The sequence below is a fragment of the Winogradskyella rapida genome (assembly GCF_042675845.1).
GTDB classification, from domain to species: domain Bacteria; phylum Bacteroidota; class Bacteroidia; order Flavobacteriales; family Flavobacteriaceae; genus Winogradskyella; species Winogradskyella rapida.
Window position 1 is genome coordinate 105,439 of record NZ_JBHTKM010000001.1, and the last position, 18,278, is coordinate 123,716.

At 37.4% G+C, this 18,278-nt stretch carries 20 protein-coding genes; 19 read left to right on the forward strand and 1 reads right to left on the reverse strand.

The window, feature by feature from the left end; translation table 11 throughout:
- The first annotated feature begins 55 nt into the window (after nucleotides 1–55).
- The 3 genes from ACFQ13_RS00435 (at nucleotide 56) to ACFQ13_RS00445 (ending at nucleotide 5,515) form a co-directional block, all read left to right on the forward strand.
- Nucleotides 56–2,575, forward strand: a complete 2,520-nt coding sequence (locus ACFQ13_RS00435; RefSeq protein ID WP_386113129.1) for a PIG-L family deacetylase — start codon at nucleotides 56–58, stop codon at nucleotides 2,573–2,575.
- 158 nt (nucleotides 2,576–2,733) lie between these two features.
- Nucleotides 2,734–4,551, forward strand: coding sequence for a sodium:solute symporter (locus tag ACFQ13_RS00440; protein WP_386113130.1), 1,818 nt, complete (start codon nucleotides 2,734–2,736; stop codon nucleotides 4,549–4,551).
- Complete coding sequence (locus ACFQ13_RS00445; protein WP_386113131.1) at nucleotides 4,544–5,515, forward strand: Gfo/Idh/MocA family protein; 972 nt, start codon at nucleotides 4,544–4,546, stop codon at nucleotides 5,513–5,515. The genes ACFQ13_RS00440 and ACFQ13_RS00445 overlap by 8 nt, the downstream gene beginning before the upstream one ends.
- Before the next feature lie 69 nt (nucleotides 5,516–5,584).
- Here the strand turns inward: ACFQ13_RS00445 and ACFQ13_RS00450 are convergent, their stop codons facing one another.
- A complete protein-coding gene (locus ACFQ13_RS00450; RefSeq protein WP_386113132.1) occupies nucleotides 5,585–6,430 on the reverse strand; it encodes a DUF2911 domain-containing protein in 846 nt (281 codons plus the stop codon).
- A gap of 171 nt (nucleotides 6,431–6,601) precedes the next feature.
- Here ACFQ13_RS00450 and ACFQ13_RS00455 point away from each other — a divergent pair, with 171 nt between their 5' ends.
- The 16 genes from ACFQ13_RS00455 (at nucleotide 6,602) to ACFQ13_RS00530 (ending at nucleotide 18,230) form a co-directional block, all read left to right on the forward strand.
- The gene (locus ACFQ13_RS00455) at nucleotides 6,602–6,937 is read left to right on the forward strand and encodes an ArsR/SmtB family transcription factor (RefSeq protein ID WP_386113133.1); all 336 of its coding nucleotides are present in this window, start codon (nucleotides 6,602–6,604) and stop codon (nucleotides 6,935–6,937) included.
- 23 nt (nucleotides 6,938–6,960) lie between these two features.
- The gene (locus tag ACFQ13_RS00460) at nucleotides 6,961–7,431 is read left to right on the forward strand and encodes a DUF6428 family protein (protein ID WP_386113134.1); all 471 of its coding nucleotides are present in this window, start codon (nucleotides 6,961–6,963) and stop codon (nucleotides 7,429–7,431) included.
- A gap of 23 nt (nucleotides 7,432–7,454) precedes the next feature.
- Entirely contained in the window at nucleotides 7,455–8,072 is a 618-nt protein-coding gene (locus tag ACFQ13_RS00465; protein WP_386113135.1) for an arsenate-mycothiol transferase ArsC, read from the forward strand.
- A 2-nt stretch (nucleotides 8,073–8,074) separates the two neighbouring features.
- Nucleotides 8,075–9,127, forward strand: coding sequence for an ACR3 family arsenite efflux transporter (arsB, locus tag ACFQ13_RS00470; RefSeq protein ID WP_386113136.1), 1,053 nt, complete (start codon nucleotides 8,075–8,077; stop codon nucleotides 9,125–9,127).
- 109 nt (nucleotides 9,128–9,236) lie between these two features.
- The gene (locus tag ACFQ13_RS00475) at nucleotides 9,237–9,896 is read left to right on the forward strand and encodes a TetR family transcriptional regulator C-terminal domain-containing protein (protein ID WP_386113137.1); all 660 of its coding nucleotides are present in this window, start codon (nucleotides 9,237–9,239) and stop codon (nucleotides 9,894–9,896) included.
- Nucleotides 9,897–9,898: 2 nt separating this feature from the next.
- On the forward strand, nucleotides 9,899–11,209 hold the full coding sequence (locus ACFQ13_RS00480) for an ABC1 kinase family protein (protein WP_386113138.1): 1,311 nt from the start codon (nucleotides 9,899–9,901) through the stop codon (nucleotides 11,207–11,209).
- Nucleotides 11,210–11,851, forward strand: a complete 642-nt coding sequence (locus ACFQ13_RS00485; protein ID WP_386113139.1) for a flavin reductase family protein — start codon at nucleotides 11,210–11,212, stop codon at nucleotides 11,849–11,851.
- Nucleotides 11,848–13,266 carry an SDR family oxidoreductase gene (locus tag ACFQ13_RS00490; RefSeq protein ID WP_386113140.1) on the forward strand — a complete coding sequence of 473 codons (1,419 nt, stop codon included), beginning with the start codon at nucleotides 11,848–11,850 and terminating at the stop codon, nucleotides 13,264–13,266. Before ACFQ13_RS00485 ends, ACFQ13_RS00490 begins: the two co-directional genes overlap by 4 nt.
- Nucleotides 13,263–13,403, forward strand: a complete 141-nt coding sequence (locus ACFQ13_RS00495) for a DUF2256 domain-containing protein (RefSeq protein ID WP_386113141.1) — start codon at nucleotides 13,263–13,265, stop codon at nucleotides 13,401–13,403. The genes ACFQ13_RS00490 and ACFQ13_RS00495 overlap by 4 nt, the downstream gene beginning before the upstream one ends.
- Nucleotides 13,404–13,499: 96 nt before the next feature.
- Nucleotides 13,500–14,975, forward strand: a complete 1,476-nt coding sequence (locus ACFQ13_RS00500; RefSeq protein WP_386113142.1) for a cryptochrome/photolyase family protein — start codon at nucleotides 13,500–13,502, stop codon at nucleotides 14,973–14,975.
- A gap of 355 nt (nucleotides 14,976–15,330) precedes the next feature.
- Nucleotides 15,331–15,762 carry a hypothetical protein gene (locus tag ACFQ13_RS00505; protein WP_386113143.1) on the forward strand — a complete coding sequence of 144 codons (432 nt, stop codon included), beginning with the start codon at nucleotides 15,331–15,333 and terminating at the stop codon, nucleotides 15,760–15,762.
- Nucleotides 15,759–16,031 (forward strand): TIGR03643 family protein, encoded by a 273-nt coding sequence (locus tag ACFQ13_RS00510; protein WP_386113144.1) that lies wholly within the window; start codon nucleotides 15,759–15,761, stop codon nucleotides 16,029–16,031. Before ACFQ13_RS00505 ends, ACFQ13_RS00510 begins: the two co-directional genes overlap by 4 nt.
- Nucleotides 16,032–16,086: 55 nt before the next feature.
- Entirely contained in the window at nucleotides 16,087–16,779 is a 693-nt protein-coding gene (gene folE / locus ACFQ13_RS00515; protein ID WP_386113145.1) for a GTP cyclohydrolase I FolE, read from the forward strand.
- A gap of 3 nt (nucleotides 16,780–16,782) precedes the next feature.
- Entirely contained in the window at nucleotides 16,783–17,010 is a 228-nt protein-coding gene (locus ACFQ13_RS00520; RefSeq protein WP_114309803.1) for a hypothetical protein, read from the forward strand.
- Nucleotides 17,011–17,012: 2 nt separating this feature from the next.
- Entirely contained in the window at nucleotides 17,013–17,699 is a 687-nt protein-coding gene (locus ACFQ13_RS00525; RefSeq protein WP_386113146.1) for an SDR family NAD(P)-dependent oxidoreductase, read from the forward strand.
- A gap of 42 nt (nucleotides 17,700–17,741) precedes the next feature.
- Nucleotides 17,742–18,230, forward strand: a complete 489-nt coding sequence (locus ACFQ13_RS00530) for a glutathione peroxidase (protein WP_386113147.1) — start codon at nucleotides 17,742–17,744, stop codon at nucleotides 18,228–18,230.
- Nucleotides 18,231–18,278: the final 48 nt, after the last annotated feature.

An 18,278-nucleotide genomic window follows, 5' to 3' on the forward strand; every position in this document is an offset into this window, starting at 1 on the left:
AAGGTTAGTAGTAGCAAACTTTTCTATATTTGGAAAGTAACTAACGCCTCTCCTCATGGACCAAATTAGACGCTGTCTACTATTACTTGTAAGTTTTACTGCAATCTTACACGCCCAACAACCCCAAAAACTCAATTCATCTGAAATTTACGAAGCCGTACAAAAACTTAATGTTTTAGGCTCTGTACTCTATATTGCTGCGCATCCCGATGATGAGAATACACGGTTAATTTCATATATGTCTAACCATGAAAAAGCCAGAACCGCCTATTTATCATTAACCCGTGGTGATGGAGGCCAAAACCTTATTGGTCCTGAAATAAGAGAACTTTTAGGCGTTATTAGAACTCAAGAATTATTAGCCGCCAGACGTGTAGACGGTGGTGAGCAACGTTTTTCTAGAGCCAATGATTTTGGCTACTCTAAACACCCTGAAGAAACCTTAAATATTTGGGATAAAGACGAGGTTTTAGCCGATGTTGTTTGGGCCATTAGAGAATTTAAACCCGATGTTATTATTAATCGTTTCGATCATAGAACACCAGGAACGACGCACGGACACCATACCACTTCTGCCATGTTAAGTGTAGAAGCTTTTGATTTGGCTAACGATCCTTCTCAATATGCCTCGCAATTAAAATATACCGAAACTTGGCAACCAAAGCGCTTATTTTACAACACCTCTTGGTGGCGCTACGGAAGTCAGGAAGAATTTGACAAACTAGACAAAAGCAACATGCTTAATTTTGATGTTGGTGTATATTATCCCAACAAAGGCATGTCTAATAACGAAGTTGCTGCTTTAGCTAGCAGCCAACACCTCTGTCAAGGATTTGGCCGCTTATCACAACGAGGTAACCAATTAGAATATATTGAATTCTTAAAAGGAAATGCTTTAAACGGCAGTGATAATATTTTTGAAGGCATAGACGTTTCTTGGCAACGTGTTGAAGGCGGAAAAGCCATTGAAGACATTCTAAAACCCATTGAAGAAAACTTTAACTTTAAAAACCCAGCCGAGCATTTACCACAACTTTTAGAAGCCTATAAATTGGTACAAAACCTAAAAGATGAGCACTGGAAAACGATAAAAACTAAAGCCTTAAAAACCATCATTGAGGCCTGCACAGGTTTATACCTTGAAGTTTCTGCACAAACACCACATGCTGCACCTCAAAGCAATGTGACTTTAGATATGGAATTGGTTAATCGTAGTACGGCTAAGATACAGTTACTATCGTACCAACTTTCAACATTAGACCAAGGCGTTTCAAAGAAAATTAACCTTGAGGACAATCAGAAATTAACTTTAGAGGAAGAAATCAGTATTCCTGAAAACAGTCCGTATACCACCCCCTATTGGTTAAATGACAAAGCGAGTTTAGGCATGTACCACGTGGATCAGCAAACCTTGATTGGCTTACCAGAAACACCAAGAGCTGCTTTTGTAGATTTTAATCTTTTAATAGAAAACACACCAATCACGTTTAGAAAACCGGTGATTTACCGTTATTCAAAACCTGACAAAGGCGAACTATACCGTCCTTTTGAAGTGATTCCTAAGGCTTCAGTGCGCATCAGTGATAAGGTCTTTATTTTTGAAAATAATCAGCAAAAAGACATTGAAGTAACCGTAAAAGCAGGCCAGTCTCAACTAGAAGGTTATGTAGAATTAGCGCATCCCGACACATGGCAAATCTTTCCGAAGAAACAAAAAGTACAGATTACCAATAAAGGCGATGTACAAAAGTTAATCTTTACCGTCATTCCACCAAAACAACAAGATGAAGGGATTATCAGTCCTCAGGTTCATATTAATGGTGAAGTGTTTAGTAATGAACTTATAGAAATAGACTACGCGCATATTCCGTTTCAAACGGTTCTTATGCCTAGCCGAAGTAAAGTTGTCCGTTTGGATATTGAGAAACGCGGAAATAATATCGGTTATATTGAAGGTGCCGGCGATGTGGTGCCTGAAAGTCTAAGACAAATTGGCTACAACGTTACTTATATTACCCCCGAGCAAATCTCACCTGAAAACCTTGATGATTTTGATGCTATTGTGGTAGGAATTAGAGCCTATAACATTTTAGAAGAACTAAAATTTAAACAAAAATATCTATTTAATTATGTTGAAGAAGGCGGAAACCTCATTTTACAATATAATACCAATAGAGGACTAAAGACCAAACAACTCGCGCCTTATCCTTTAACCTTATCTCGTGATCGTGTTACGGATGAAAATGCAGATATTAGAATTTTAAACCCTAACCACCCGTTGCTTAACTATCCTAATAAAATTACAGCCGAAGATTTTGAAGGTTGGGTTCAAGAACGCGGTTTGTATTTTCCAAATGCCTGGTCTGAGGCCTTTACACCACTTTTAGCCGCTAATGATAAAGGCGAATCGTCTAAAGAAGGGGCTTTGTTAGTCGCACAGTATGGCAAAGGCCATTACATTTACACAGGACTTAGTTTCTTTCGTGAATTCCCAGCGGGAGTTTCTGGAGCCTATCGCCTATTCGCTAATTTACTTTCCGCAGGAAAAGAAACTCCTACTGAGCTTAAAAAATAATCCCTCAAACAAAACGATAACACCGCTTAAAAAACCTTTGAATGACCCCACAAGAACCACCAAAACAAAAATGGAGCAAGATGTATACCGCTGTGCTTTTAGCTAACATGCTATACATTGTTATATTCTACCTTATAACCGTTTCATTTTCTTAAGCTATGGTACAAACATTAGACGCAATTGATTGGACGGTTTTAGTGGCCACACTAGCTATTATTGTTGGTTACGGGACTTGGAGAACTAGAGGTCAGAAAAACGCACAAGATTATATCAAAGGAGGGAATTCCTCACAATGGTGGACCATTGGTTTATCAGTTATGGCTACACAAGCTAGTGCCATAACATTTTTATCCACCACAGGCCAAGCCTTTTCTGATGGTATGGGATTTGTGCAATTCTATTTTGGACTCCCCATAGCTATGGTTATTATTTGCCTGGTGTTTATTCCGCTTTACCATCGCCTTAAAGTGTATACGGCTTATGAATTTTTGGAGAACCGATTCGACTTAAAAACAAGAAGTCTTACCGCCATTCTATTTTTAATTCAACGTGGATTAGCCGCCGGAATTACCATTTTTGCACCCGCCATTATTCTTTCCGTAGTATTAGGTTGGAATATTGTAACCTTAAATATCATTATTGGGGTACTGGTGATTATCTATACCGTATCTGGAGGTACAAAAGCCGTTACTGTGACGCAGAAACAGCAGATGTTTGTCATTTTCGCTGGTATGATTGCCGCCTTATTTATCATCATTAATTTAATTCCGGAGGAAGTCTCTTTTAAAGACGCCATTGATATTGCTGGCGCCACTGGTAAAATGCAAGTGCTAGACTTTTCTTTCGATCTTGAAAACAGATATACCGTATGGACGGGCTTAATCGGTGGTACTTTTTTAATGTTGTCTTATTTCGGTACAGACCAAAGTCAGGTGCAACGCTACCTCTCAGGGAAATCCATGAAAGAGATGCAAATGGGACTTCTTTTTAATGGTTTATTTAAAGTTCCAATGCAATTTTTTATCCTTCTTGTTGGGGTGATGGTATTTGTATTTTATCAATTTAGTCCTTCACCTTTAAATTTTATTGATAAGTCTACGGAAACCGTTTTAGCATCAACCTACGGAGACGACTATAGAGCTCTTCAAGAAAAACAAACCGATTTATTTCAGCAAAAACAAGAGATTAGTTTAGCCTATTCTAAACGTAAAAACGACGATCTTAAAACCCAATTATTTCAATTAGATAGTATAGAAAAAACCTACCGTTTAGAATCGAAATTTTTAATTAAAAAAGCGATTGATCCGGAATATACTGCAGCATACAACCAGCTTAATGCCGAAGTGAAAGCCTTAGAAACTCAGCCCAAAAGTTCGGCCTACTTAAGTAAATTAGAAGCACGGAATGCTTTGTATAAAGAAGCTGCTAAAGACACGCAGACCAATGATAGAGATTATATGTTTATTCGGTTTATTCTGAATAATCTTCCAACCGGACTTATTGGTTTATTACTAGCGGTAATCTTATCTGCAGCGATGTCTTCTACCGCATCAGAAATTAATGCTTTAGCAACTATTACGTCTATTGACTTGTATGGCAGAAATACAAAAAAAGCTAAAGACGATGACCATATGGTAAAAATGACCAAATGGTTTACCTTAGGTTGGGGAATTGTGGCGATTATTATTGCCTGCTTTGCGGATCTTGCTGAAAATTTAATTCAGCTTGTTAATATCATTGGCTCTATCTTCTACGGAAATGTATTGGGTATCTTTTTACTCGCTTTTTTCTTTAAACACATTAAAGGAAATGCCGTATTTTTTGGAGCTTTAATCACACAAGCCATTGTGGTTATTGGTTGGTATTGGGACTGGATGCCTTATTTATGGTTGAATTTATTTGGTTGTGTGGTCGTTATTGTAATTGCCCATATCTTACAATTCACAACCCCTAAAACAAGAACAGAACATGCCTAAAACAATTCAATGGGGGATTATTGGTGCCGGTAAAATTGCGTCTAAATTTGCCCGCGACCTCAATGATGTACCTAACGCAAATCTTTATGCGATTGCCTCAAGGTCTCTAGAAAAGGCCTCTAAATTTAAAGACGACTACCATGCAGATACCGCCTATGGGAGTTACGAGGCTTTGGTTGCCGATCCTAAGATTGATGCCGTCTATATTGCCACACCTCATAGTTTTCATAAAGCCCATTCCATTCTGTGTTTATCGCAACAAAAAGCAGTGCTTTGTGAGAAACCCTTTGCTATGAATTTAGAGGAAGTGGAACACATGATCCAAGTCGCACAAGAACATAAGACCTTACTTATGGAAGCGATGTGGACTTTATTCCTGCCCCATTTTCAATATGTCTTACAGCTTATTAAAACCGAACACTTTGGTCCCCTTGAAAAGGTAGAAGCTGATTTCGGATTTCAACCGGTATTTGACAGAACCTCTCGGGTCTTTGACAAATCTGTAGGCGGTGGTAGTTTATTAGATATTGGTATCTACCCTATTTTTGCTGCATTGGCCACTTTAGGACGCCCTAAAACCATACAAGCTGAAGCACAGTTTTACGACCTTGGTGCCGATGCTGAATGCCTTATAAATTTTCAGTACCCAAAAGCGAGTGCGACTTTAAAAAGTACCTTCCTAGAAAAGACTGCTACGGAGGCCCTTTTCCATTGCGAACGTGGTACCATTAAAATTGAAGGCCGATTTCATCAACCGTCTTCTGTTGTTCTTACGGACCACAACGGCCAAACTGAAGTTAAAAACTTTGAGAGCAATACCATTGGCTATAGTTATGAAATTGAACATTTCAATGCCCTTCTTAACGCTGGTAAAACCGAAAGCGACCTTATGACTTTTGATCTAAGCAAACAATTAATAGACACCTTAGACCGGGTTAGGCAAGAGATCGGCCTACAGTATTAAAACAAAAAAAAAAGCGCCACTTTTAAAGTGGCGCTTTTGTATATGATACTCTTAAAAAAATCTACAAGCTTATTGAGCTCCCCATTCTTTTAAAGAGGCTTCGTTCATTTTTACATAACCGTCATTTCCTGCTGCTTTAGCTTTTTCTAAAGAAGCTTTAGCGGTAGCAATAGCATTCTTCTTATCACCTAAGGCGGCATATAATAAAGACTGTTTTCTAAGTTGATAAAATTTAGGATCATCGATCATAGACATCGCTTTATCCATCCACACTTTAGCTTGCTTTAAATCTTTACCTTCTACTAAATTATAAACTGCTGCGGCATAGTAATCATTTGCTGTAGGTCCGGCCATAACTTTATCAATAGCCGTCGTAACGATTTGGTCGGTTGGAACCTCAAACTTAACGTTAGCCATAGTGTTCTCCCAGATAAAACCTAATTCGGCAGAATTACTCTTTAAATTATCAAATGTCATGGTAAACGTTTCCACATTCATTGGCAATTCCATAGAAGCCACAGTAACTTTAGCAGCCACTTTAGCATCGTCTAGAACTTTAGGTGCTCCCCAATTATTAGTGTCATTGTAAAAAACAATGTCCCATGATGATTTAGAAGGTACAATAAATAAAGCATAGGCACCTGCTTCTAACTTTTCGCCTTCCACAACAACGGGATCGCTAAATGTAATAATGGTATTTTTATTAGCTCCGGCTCTCCAAACGTCACCGTAAGGAACTAAATCACCAAAGATGGTTCTACCGTTCATACTTGGACGTGAATACTCTAGGGTAACATCGGTTAAACCCACCTTCTGCTCTACCTTAGAAAAAGGACTTGGCTGTGGCGTTTCAATTTGTGCATGGACCGAAAACATAAGGGTTAAGGCCATTGTAAAAAGTACTAATTTCTTCATTTGTATTTACTGTTATGGTTGTTTGAAGGTAAAATTACAACATCAAGACATGGTATGTGTTAAGGAATCCTTAAAAAAAATAAGCCAAGTCAAGCGCAAAGTTTTTCGTGGAAATGAATCGCTATGTAAAACATTAATCGTAATATTGCAATATAATAATCAATGAGACTTATGGGACTTACAAAATCCGAGATGTTTACCGAAGAGCAAAATGAAATTTCAAATATTGCTAAAGTATTTGGGCACCCTGCTCGTGTGGCTATTCTGCAACATTTATTTAAAATAGACACTTGTATTTGTGGGGATTTGGTGAATGAAATTGGTTTAGCACAGCCCACAATCTCACAACATTTAAAAGAACTAAAAAAAACAGGCCTTATAAAAGGCAATATTACAGGCACCAGTGTGTGCTATTGTATTGATAAAGCAAATTGGAGCGCTATGAAAAAGACCTTACATCTTTTCTTAGATCAAGATTTGCAAGACAATAACACCTGTTGCTCTTAACTCCTAATAAAAATTAAAACGATATGAAACTTTCAGAAATTAAATCAAAATTACAAGCCTTAGAAACCATTGCTTTTCAATTACCTAACGGAAGCTTAGTGCCTTCTCATTTTCATGTGACTGAAGTGGGAAAAATACAGAAAGATTTTATTGACTGCGGCGGAACCGTACGTTCTGAGCAAGTGGTTAATTTCCAATTATGGGAAGCCGATGATTACGACCACCGCTTACATCCTGAAAAATTATTAAACATTATTGAGCTTTCTGAAAGCACTTTAAACATTGGAGATTTAGAAATTGAAGTGGAATACCAAGGCGATACAATTGGTAAATACGGTTTAGATTTTGACGGCACAAACTTTTTACTGACCAGTAAGTTAACCGATTGCTTAGCTAAAGATCAATGTGGTGTTCCTGAACCTAAAAAAACACTAAAATTTTCAGACTTACAAAACGACGCACCATCTTGCGCCCCTGGTTCAGGATGCTGTTAAGCACTAAATCTACACTACAAACCATGTTATATTCAAAAATTACAACGCAAATAGAGGGTTTAGCAGCGCATACCCTTTCCGAAGAACGCCAAGCAACGTTACAACCCCTTATCGATTTTATTCAGTCTAAAATTGATCAAAATGCCAATATTAATTTAAATTTTATTTGCACGCACAATTCGCGTCGTAGCCACCTCTCGCAGGTATGGGCGCAAACTATGGCAGCCTACTATAAAATTGATCGTGTTGCTTGTTATTCCGCAGGGACGGAAGCCACAGCATTATTTCCTGTAGCGGCAAAATCCTTAGAAAACACCGGATTCCATATTCAGACTATAGCAGCGGGAAGCAATCCCGTGTACAGTATAAAATATGGCGAAAATGCGTCACCTATAATCGGTTTTTCTAAAACCATTGAGGCTCCTTTTAACCCGAGTTCCGAGTTTGCAGCTATTATGACTTGCTCTAGTGCAGACCAAGGTTGTCCTGTGCTTTTGGGCGCTGAAAAACGCATTCCGGTAACCTACGACGACCCAAAGGCCTTTGATCATACTCCGCAACAAATGGAGAAGTATCAAGAGCGCAGTCTTCAGATTGCTACTGAGATGAAATATGTATTTGCTAACCTTAATAATCACTAAACATGAGTGCTATTAAAAAAAAATTAAGCTTTTTAGATAGCTATCTGACCTTATGGATTTTTATCGCCATGATCATAGGTGTCGGTGTCGGAAATTTATTTCCTGCTTTTCCTCAATATATAGAGACCTACAGTAGCGGAAGCACCAACATCCCTATTGCAATAGGGCTGATCTTAATGATGTACCCGCCTTTAGCCAAGGTTAATTACAGGTTACTCCCTAAGGTTTTTAAAGATGTAAAAATCTTATCCATCTCATTACTCCTTAATTGGATTGTAGGGCCAATTTTAATGTTTGCCCTGGCCATTATCTTTTTACAAGACCATCCGGAATATATGTTTGGGTTAATCCTTATAGGTTTAGCACGTTGTATTGCCATGGTTTTAGTGTGGAACGATTTAGCTGAAGGTAGCAGTGAATACGGTGCCGGTCTTGTTGCTTTAAACAGTATTTTTCAAGTTTTCGCCTATAGTTTCTATGCTTATTTGTTTATCACTGTCCTTCCGCCCTATTTTGGTTTTGAAGGCGCTATTGTAGATATTTCTATAGGGACCATTGCTGAAAGTGTTGCCATTTACTTAGGGATTCCATTTCTATTAGGCATCTTATCACGAGTAATTTTAGTCCGTTTTAAAGGCGAAGCGTGGTATACAAACACCTTTATTCCTGCAGTTTCTCCAATGACATTAATCGCGTTACTCTTTACCATTATTGTGATGTTTTCTCTGAAAGGTGAAATGATTGTGGAGATTCCGATGGATGTTTTAATCATTGCAGTACCTATGCTCATTTATTTTTCGTTAATGTTTTTAATTGGCTTTTTTGTGAGTAAAGCTATGGGCGCCACTTACGATAAAAATGCAGCTATTGCTTTTACAGCTGCCGGTAATAATTTTGAATTGGCGATTGCCGTGGCTATTGCTGTTTTCGGATTAAATTCGGGTCAAGCCTTTACGGGCGTTGTAGGACCACTTGTAGAAGTGCCCGCCCTAATTCTTTTAGTTCGGGTTTCCTTTTGGTTGCGTAAAAAGTATTACCTCCCTAAAAAAGCTTAGGAAACCATACTCAGCCACTAAAGTGACAAACGTCAAGATGTTAAATTTTGTTTAACTAAAATTAAAAATAGTTAAACATTCTTTATCTTTACATGGTAAATAAAGCACCATGGCAAAAAAAAAGCATCTTAAACAGTCCGATTTAGTCACTTATTATATGGATTATGTGTTAACGCATAACCAAAACCCCAAAACCGTATACGCATTTGCTAAAGCGCATAATTTTGAGGAGCAAAAATTCTACGAGTTCTTTAGTTCGTTTGAATCCTTGGAGGAATCCATCTTCGAAATTTTCTTTAGCAATGCCATACAGGTTTTAGAACAAAGCGAAGAGTATCAAACCTTTGATGCCCGCAATAAACTACTCAGTTTTTACTTCACTTTTTTTGAAATTTTAACGGCCAATAGAAGTTACGTGGTTTACGCTTTACATAGCGATAAACAACAGTTAAAAACGCTTAAAAAACTTCGTCCATTACGTTCGCATTTTAAAGCTTATATCAAATCTTTAGATATTAAGACTTTAGATCTTCAACAAGAACAGATAGAAAAACTCATGGACAAAACCCTAAACGAATCGGCTTGGATTCAATTCTTAATCACCCTTAAGTTTTGGCTCGATGACCAATCGCCTTCTTTTGAAAAAACCGACATTTTTATAGAAAAATCGGTAATGGCGAGTTTCGATATTATTGATACCACTCCGCTAAAGAGTCTTATTGATTTTGGAAAATTCATTTATAAGGAAAAAATTCACAAAAACGGATAAGGATGAAAACATTAGACAGTATCCCCATGACCAAAATCTCAAGAGCCTCTAAGCTTGTGTCTACGGGAGCCAAAGTTGGGGTTAATTATTTAAAATATTACGGCGATAAAATGGTCAGCTCTAAAGAAGCGGCCAAAGCACGTCTTAATCAGAATAATGCCGAAGATATTTACGACAGTTTGAAAGAACTAAAAGGAAGTGCCTTAAAGGTGGCACAGATGTTAAGCATGGAAAAAAGCATATTGCCGCAGGCTTATGTAGAAAAATTTTCATTGTCTCAATTTTCGGTGCCGCCCTTATCACCACCTTTAGTGATCAAAACCTTTAAAAAATACTTCGGAAAACACCCCGAAGATTTATTTGATACTTTTAATGCAACTTCAGTAAACGCTGCTAGTATAGGCCAAGTGCATATAGCAGAAAAAAATGGGAAGAAATTTGCTGTGAAAATCCAATATCCTGGAGTTGCTGAAAGTATAGCCTCTGATTTAGCGCTGGTAAAACCTATAGCGATTAAGATGTTTAATATTAAAGGAAAGGATTCTGACAAGTATTTTAAAGAGGTAGAAAATAAATTGACGGAAGAGACCAATTACATTTTAGAAATCGCTCAAAGTAAAGAAGTGGTGGCGGCATGTCAGCATATTCCGAATCTTAAGTTTCCCTCCTATTACGAAGCCTATTCCTCCGAGCGTATTATCACTATGGATTATATGGAAGGTGAACATCTTTCAGAATTTGTAGCTCATAATACCGATCAGGAAAAGGCGAACCAATTAGGACAAGCCTTATGGGATTTTTACATGTTTCAAATTCACCGTTTAAGAAAGGTCCATGCAGATCCGCATCCTGGTAACTTCTTAATTTCTGAGCAAGCCGAATTAATTGCCTTAGATTTTGGATGTATGAAGGTCATTCCTGAGAGTTTCTATATCCCGTATTTTGAATTGGCAGAGAAAGCATGCATTGAGAATCCGGAGTTATTTACCGCGAAACTCTATGAGTTAGAAATTCTTAAACCTGAAGATTCTGAAGCAGAAACCACGTTTTTTACGGCCATGTTTCACGAATTACTCAGTTTGTTTACTCGCCCCTTTCATTCCGAAACTTTCGATTTTTCAAACCCTGAGTTTTTTAATCAGATTGCTGAAATGGGACAACGCTATTCTAAAAGCACCGAACTTAAAAACATGAACGGCAATAGAGGATCGAAGCATTTTATTTATATCAATAGAACCTTCTTCGGACTTTACAATTTAATGTTCGACCTTAAAGCAAAGCAAGTTCAAATCAATAATTTTAAAACCTTATAAGTGGCTGAATATTCACAAGAAGACCTAAAGCAATTAGAGCATCTCTTCAAAATTAATCTTATTAATAGTTGTTCGGGCTATAAATCGGCGAACCTCATCGGCACCAAAAGTAGCGATGGCATTTCTAATTTGGCTGTATTTAGTTCGGTGACTCATGTAGGTTCCGATCCGGCATTATTAGGCTTTTTTATGCGTCCCACAACTGTGATGCGAAACACCTATCAGAACATAAAAACCAGTAAACAGTATACGATTAATCCTATTTTTGAAGAGATTATTGAAGACGCCCACCATACGTCGGCTAAATATGATGGAGGGATTTCAGAATTTGATGTCACCAAACTTGAAGAAGACTATAAAGATCAATTTTTAGCACCATTTGTAAAAAATGCGCCGCTACAACTCGCCATGCAATTTGTTGAAGAATATCCCATAAAAGCCAATAACACCATTTTAATTATAGGGGAAATTAAAAAATTATATGTGCCTGATTCCCTGATAGAGCAAGATGGTTTTATTAACTTAGCAAAAGCCAAGGTGGCTGCAATCAATGGTTTAGACGGTTATAGTATTCCAAATTTAAAAACACGCTTAGATTATCAGCGGCCTAAACCTCAATTTAAAAATAGTGACGCTACATGAAAATTCTTATCACAGGAACCACAGGATACATCGCCAAACGACTTGCTTTACAACTGCTAGATCAAAAGCACGAATTGGTTTGCTGTGTCCGTGATCTTAATCGCATTCCTGATGCTCTTGAAGAAGCCCCTAACTGTTCTTTTATAAAAGTTGATTTTCTAAAACCTGAAAACGCAGAAATCCCCAATGATATTAACGCCGCCTATTACCTTATTCATTCTATGGCGACCTCTTCCCAAAACTTTGAAAGTTTAGAAGAACAATGTGCCTCTAACTTTAAAGCCTTAGTCGCTAAAACCCAATGCCAACAAGTCCTTTATTTAAGTGGTATTGTAAATGCTGATACCTTATCTAAACATTTAAAATCAAGACTTTTAGTTGAAGACACACTAAAATCTGAGTATTATAGCCTTACGACCTTTAGAGCTGGAATCATTGTAGGCAGCGGAAGTGCATCATTTGAAATTATAAGAGATATCGTAGAAAAATTACCTTTTATGATAACGCCCAAATGGCTAAACACCAAAACGCAACCACTTGCTATTAGAGATGTCTTAAGTTTTTTATCTGGTGCCTTAGGGAAAAAAGAATTGTACAACAACGCTTATGATATTTTTGGGCCCGAAATTTTAACCTATAAAGAAATGCTACTTCAATTTGCAGAAGTACGCGATTTAAAACGTTATATCCTTACCCTTCCGGTCTTAACCCCTAAACTCTCTTCCTATTGGTTGTATTTTGTAACCTCAACCTCTTTTAAGCTAGCCGCCGCTTTAGTCGATAGTATGAAGGTTGAAGTTATTGGTAAACCCAGTGCAATTAACGACATTATTGGCATCACTCCTATTGATTATAAAACAGCGGTAGATTTGGCCTTTCAAAAAACGGAGCAAAATGCAGTAATTTCAAGTTGGAAAGATGCGGTGAGCAGTGGTAGATTTAAAGACCAATTATCAAAGTATATCGAGCTCCCGCAGTACGGTTGCTTTACAGATACCCGACAACGTCCCGTAACTAACGAAGCCTTAACCTTAGAGAAGATTTGGAGTATTGGAGGTAAAAATGGCTGGTATAGTTTTAACAAGCTATGGAAAATAAGAGGTTATCTCGATAAACTTTTTGGCGGTGTAGGCTTACGACGAGGACGAACCCACGATACCGATTTAGAAGCCGGAGATCCCTTAGATTTTTGGCGTGTTTTATTAGCAGATAAAAACGAAAAGCGTTTGCTTTTATTTGCTGAAATGCGATTGCCCGGAGAGGCTTGGTTAGAATTCAAAATTGAAAAAGATCAGCTGTTTCAACGCGCGGTATTTAGACCCAAAGGCGTTTGGGGTCGTTTGTATTGGTATTCCGTATTACCGTTTCATGCTTTTATATTTAGAGGCATGATCAATGCTTTGGTTAAACCATGAAAACCGTTAAAAAAGCGAATTTCCCCTCTAAAGTCTGCCCCGTCTGTCAGCGGCCTTTTCAATGGCGAAAAAAATGGAAATTAAACTGGGATACCGTCGTGTATTGCAGTAAAAAATGCCGTAGTCAAAAAAACTGAAGTGATTTTATCCAAGCAGATCAAAAGAAACAGACGCATCATTGGGTGGGAACACCAATTTTCTCTCATCGCTATCATCAATCAAATTTTATTATCATGAAGACGAGTAAAGCCATACTTATATTTCCGCATCAACTCTTTAAGACGTCTGAAATTTTAGAGTTAGACCATCCTGTTTATCTTATTGAAGCCTTTCTCTTTTTTAAACAGTATAAATTCCACAAACAGAAAATAGCCTTTCATAGAGCTTCCATGAAGGCCTATGCGGCATTTTTGGAGGAAAAAGGAAAATCAGTGACCTATATTGAAGCCACTTCCAACCGCTGTGATGTAAGAACATTACTCCCTCAGCTGATTGAAGAAGGCATCAAAGAATTCCATATTATAGACCCCACAGATAATTGGTTAGAACAACGCCTGCGTAAAGCTGCCGAAAAAGCCAGCATAACATGGTATAACAATCCGCTATTTATAAATTCTAAAGCCGATTTAGAACACTTTTTCAAACCTTCTAAAAAGAGTTTCTTTCAAACCACATTTTACAAACAACAACGCAAAAAACATAATCTCCTTATGATTGGCAAGGAACCTGAAGGGGGCAAATGGTCTTATGACAGTGAGAACCGAAAGAAATATCCCAAAGATAAAACGCCACCAAGCATTCAGTTTCCAGACTCCACCGCTTTTCATAAAGAAGCTAAAACCTATGTAAACGCTCATTTTAAAGAGCACTATGGCCAACTGACAGACTTTAGCCTCTATCCTATTGATTTTAAAACTTCCGAGGCTTGGTTAGACCAATTTTTAGAACAGCGCTTTCATGAATTTGGTGTTTATGAAGATGCCATTGTAAAAGAAGCCCATTTTTTAAACCATAGTCTCCTATCACCACTCATAAATGTCGGTTTATTAAAGCCTGAAGACGTTATTGACAAGGCAATAGACTATGCTAAAACAAACAACATCCCTTTGAACTCTACAGAAGGTTTTGTGAGACAAATTGTAGGCTGGCGCGAATTTATAAGAGGCATCTACGAACTTAAAGGCAGCGAAGAACGCACGAAGAACTTTTGGAATTTTAACCGAAAAATTCCTGATTCCTTTTATAAAGGCACCACAGGGATTCCTCCCATAGACGACCTTATTAAAAAGGTTTTAAAAACAGGATATGCCCATCATATTGAACGCTTAATGTTATTGGGCAATTTTATGTTACTCTGTGAATTTGACCCCGATGAAGTGTACCAGTGGTTTATGGAACTTTTTGTGGATGCCTATGATTGGGTGATGGTTCCTAATGTTTATGGCATGGCACTTTTTGCAGATGGAGGCCTAATGGCCACGAAACCCTACATTAGCAGCAGTAATTATATTTCAAAAATGAGTAACTACCCTAAAGCCGATTGGCAACCCATTTGGGATGGCTTATTCTGGAGGTTTATGGATAAGCAAAGAGCGTTCTTCTTAAATAACCCTCGATTAGGCATGCTAATTAGAACTTTTGACAAAATGTCGCCTGAAAAGAAAGAGCAGCATTTAGATACTGCAAAACGCTTTCTTAATGCACTTTAAACTCCAACACCACTTCGTATTGTTTCTACGTATGAAAACCACTTTAGAATTTTTACTCTCGTAAAATCATCCTTCACAATAGCATTACGAGTTAGCACTCTCAAAACTATAGTAATAGGCTCTTCACTAATTATAAAACTAGAGCACTGGTATAAACTGAAATCCCTTTTAATACTGCGGTTCCCTAACGCTTAGAAGTGGTATTTTGACTATTGAAAGTAATGGCCGTACAAAACGACTAAGACCATCAGATGTTTGTAGATGATTTTGTAGAAAAATATCCATCATAATTAAGTGTTAATTTTTGTTTAACTTTTTAATATATAACTTAAACATTTTGTACATTTGAGTAGTTATGATTTTAAACACAACACATTACAACGCTGAACATAAGCACATCATTTCAGACTTAATTGGCAGACCTTTTAGTTTGGTACAAAAGTTGAGAATGAAAGGTATAGGCTCTAAGCGTATGATTATTGATGAGGTGAGTCCTAACATGAAATCCTTAATGAATAAAGTTTCTGATATCAATTATGCCAATATAGAATTAAGACCAAAGGGTATTTTGATTAGAATTAATAAAGGATTAAAAAATTTCACTTGGGTTATTCCCTACTATCAATTAGTGCTTTATAAAACTAATGGATCTAGTATACATGCTCAAGGCCGATTCGTTCATTTTAGAAACAGTAAGACCTTCAAGGAAAATAAGAAATTCTTTGATAAACTATTAGACTTAAAAGTCCGATATGATCTTACCTATACCATGCCGACCGATATATGAATTTAGAACCGAGAACCGTAGACCGTATTATAGAAATGGCCTGGGAAGACAGGACACCCTTTGAAGCCATCACTTTTCAATTCAAATTAAAAGAACAAGAAGTGATTCAATTAATGCGAAGAGAATTAAAACCCAGTAGTTTTAGATTATGGAGAGCACGCGTACAAGGCAGAGCCACCAAACATCTTAAAAAAAGAACATTTGATAAAGGCCGCTTTAAATGCTCGCGTCAAAAAAGTATATCAAATAACTCTATTTCTAAACGTTAACCCGTGCTTTGATTTAAGGTTGGAGTCCTTAAATACAGCACATTAAAAAGATTTTATGACTTTAAAAGCCACTTCCCAATTAACGGATACCCCCCTAGAAAGCTTTTCTTCGGATGCTATCGGTGACGACCATTTATTTACTAGCCTAGACACTCCAATGCGAGCGAATGCTTTTGAGATGTCTAATGAAGACAAGAAAGACCGCATTTCATTATTATTTTCAGAAATTATGGATGTCCTCGGATTAGATTTAACCGACGACTCCCTGAGTGGCACGCCAGATCGGGTGGCTAAAATGTATATTGATGAAGTTTTTTCGGGCTTAGACCCTAGAAATAAACCCAAGGTATCGCTCTTTGATAATAAATACCAATACCATCAGATGGTGGTAGAGAAAAACATCACGTTTTATTCGTATTGCGAACATCACTTTGTACCTATTATAGGAAAAGCGCATGTCGCCTATAAATCATCAGGAAAGGTTATCGGACTGTCTAAACTTAATCGTATTGTGCAGTATTACGCAAAACGTCCACAGGTTCAAGAACGTTTAACCAACCAAATAGCCCATGAACTTAAAACGGTTTTAGAAACCGAAGATGTGGCTATAATTATAGATGCAAAACACTTATGTGTAGCCTCAAGAGGTGTTAAAGATGACGCTTCAGCTACCGTAACTACATATTATGGCGGTGAATTTAATACGCCTTCAAAAATTATTGAATTACAAAACTATATAAACCATTAAGCTATGAAAACAGTAGAAAAAGCTTTAGAATTTGAGAATAGAAAATTCTCATTTAAAACCACTAGCGACCGTATTTTAGCGGCGCGTGAAGCCAAAGATTTAATCTTAGAAATCAACGAAATTTACAAGAAAAAGAAGGACGCCCAACTTATGGATTTAATGAAGCGCCTCACTATGATTAAACAGAAAATTGAAAAAAGATTAAAAGGACGTCCATTAACAGCCTCATAAGTATGAAAAGGCTTATAGTTATTGGAGGAAGTCGTGGAATTGGTAGCGCTATCATAAAGGCATCTCTATCAGTCTATGATGAGATTGTAAACATCAGCAGAACGGCTCCTGAAGTCAATCATGCTAATGTAACGCATTACACCTGTGATATTTTAAAGGACGATTTACCTGATATTGCGAGTGCCGACGGCTTAGTTTATTGCCCTGGGAGTATTAATTTAAAACCCATCAATAGACTAAGTTTAGAGGACTTTAGGACGGATTTTGAAATTAATGTGCTTGGCGCAGTTAAAGCTATTCAGCATTACATTCCGGCTTTAAAGACAGGGAGCAAGCCTTCTATTGTTTTATTTAGTACGGTAGCGGCAAAATTGGGTATGCCATTTCATGCTAGTGTTGCGGCCTCTAAATCGGCTATTGAAGGACTTACTAAAAGTTTGGGTGCGGAATTAGCGCCAACAATTAGGATTAATGCCATTGCCCCTACGGTTACCGATACGGACTTAGCGTCTAAATTACTTCGGAATGACCGTATGATGGAGCAAATGAAGGAACGACATCCTTTAAAAAAGTACCTACAACCTGAAGAGGTGGCACAGATGGCCGCATTTTTACTTTCTGATGCCGCAGCATCCCAATCTGGACAAGTTTTCGAAATGGATTGCGGAATTGTGAGTTTTAAACTTTAATTTCTTAAATTTAATCAATCATCAATTAAAATCCTTAAGCCTATGATCACCACGGCAACTTCCGCCTTTTATGATATTAGCATTAATAATTTGCAAGGCGAACCTATAGACCTTTCCACATTAAAAGGAAAAAAAATACTTATTGTTAATGTAGCCTCAAAGTGTGGTTTTACGTCGCAATATAAAGACTTACAGAAACTACAAGATCGTTTTAAAAATCAACTTGTGGTTATCGGTGTTCCTTGTAATCAGTTTGGCCATCAAGAATCGGGTGCTCCTGAAGAAATTCGAGAGTTTTGTGATGTAAATTATAAGATTAATTTTTTAATGACCGAGAAAATTAATGTTAAAGGCGAACAACAGCATCCGCTTTACCAATGGCTTACTGATAAAACCTTAAACGGAAAAAATAGCTCTACGGTAAAATGGAATTTTCAAAAATACCTTTTAGATGAAGACGGGCAGCTTATAGATCATTATTATTCTATTACTAATCCTAGCAGTTCTAGGATTGTAAAATATATAGAATAAACCCCAACCGGGCTCCGAATAGGATCTCGCGATACGCTTAAGGCGTGG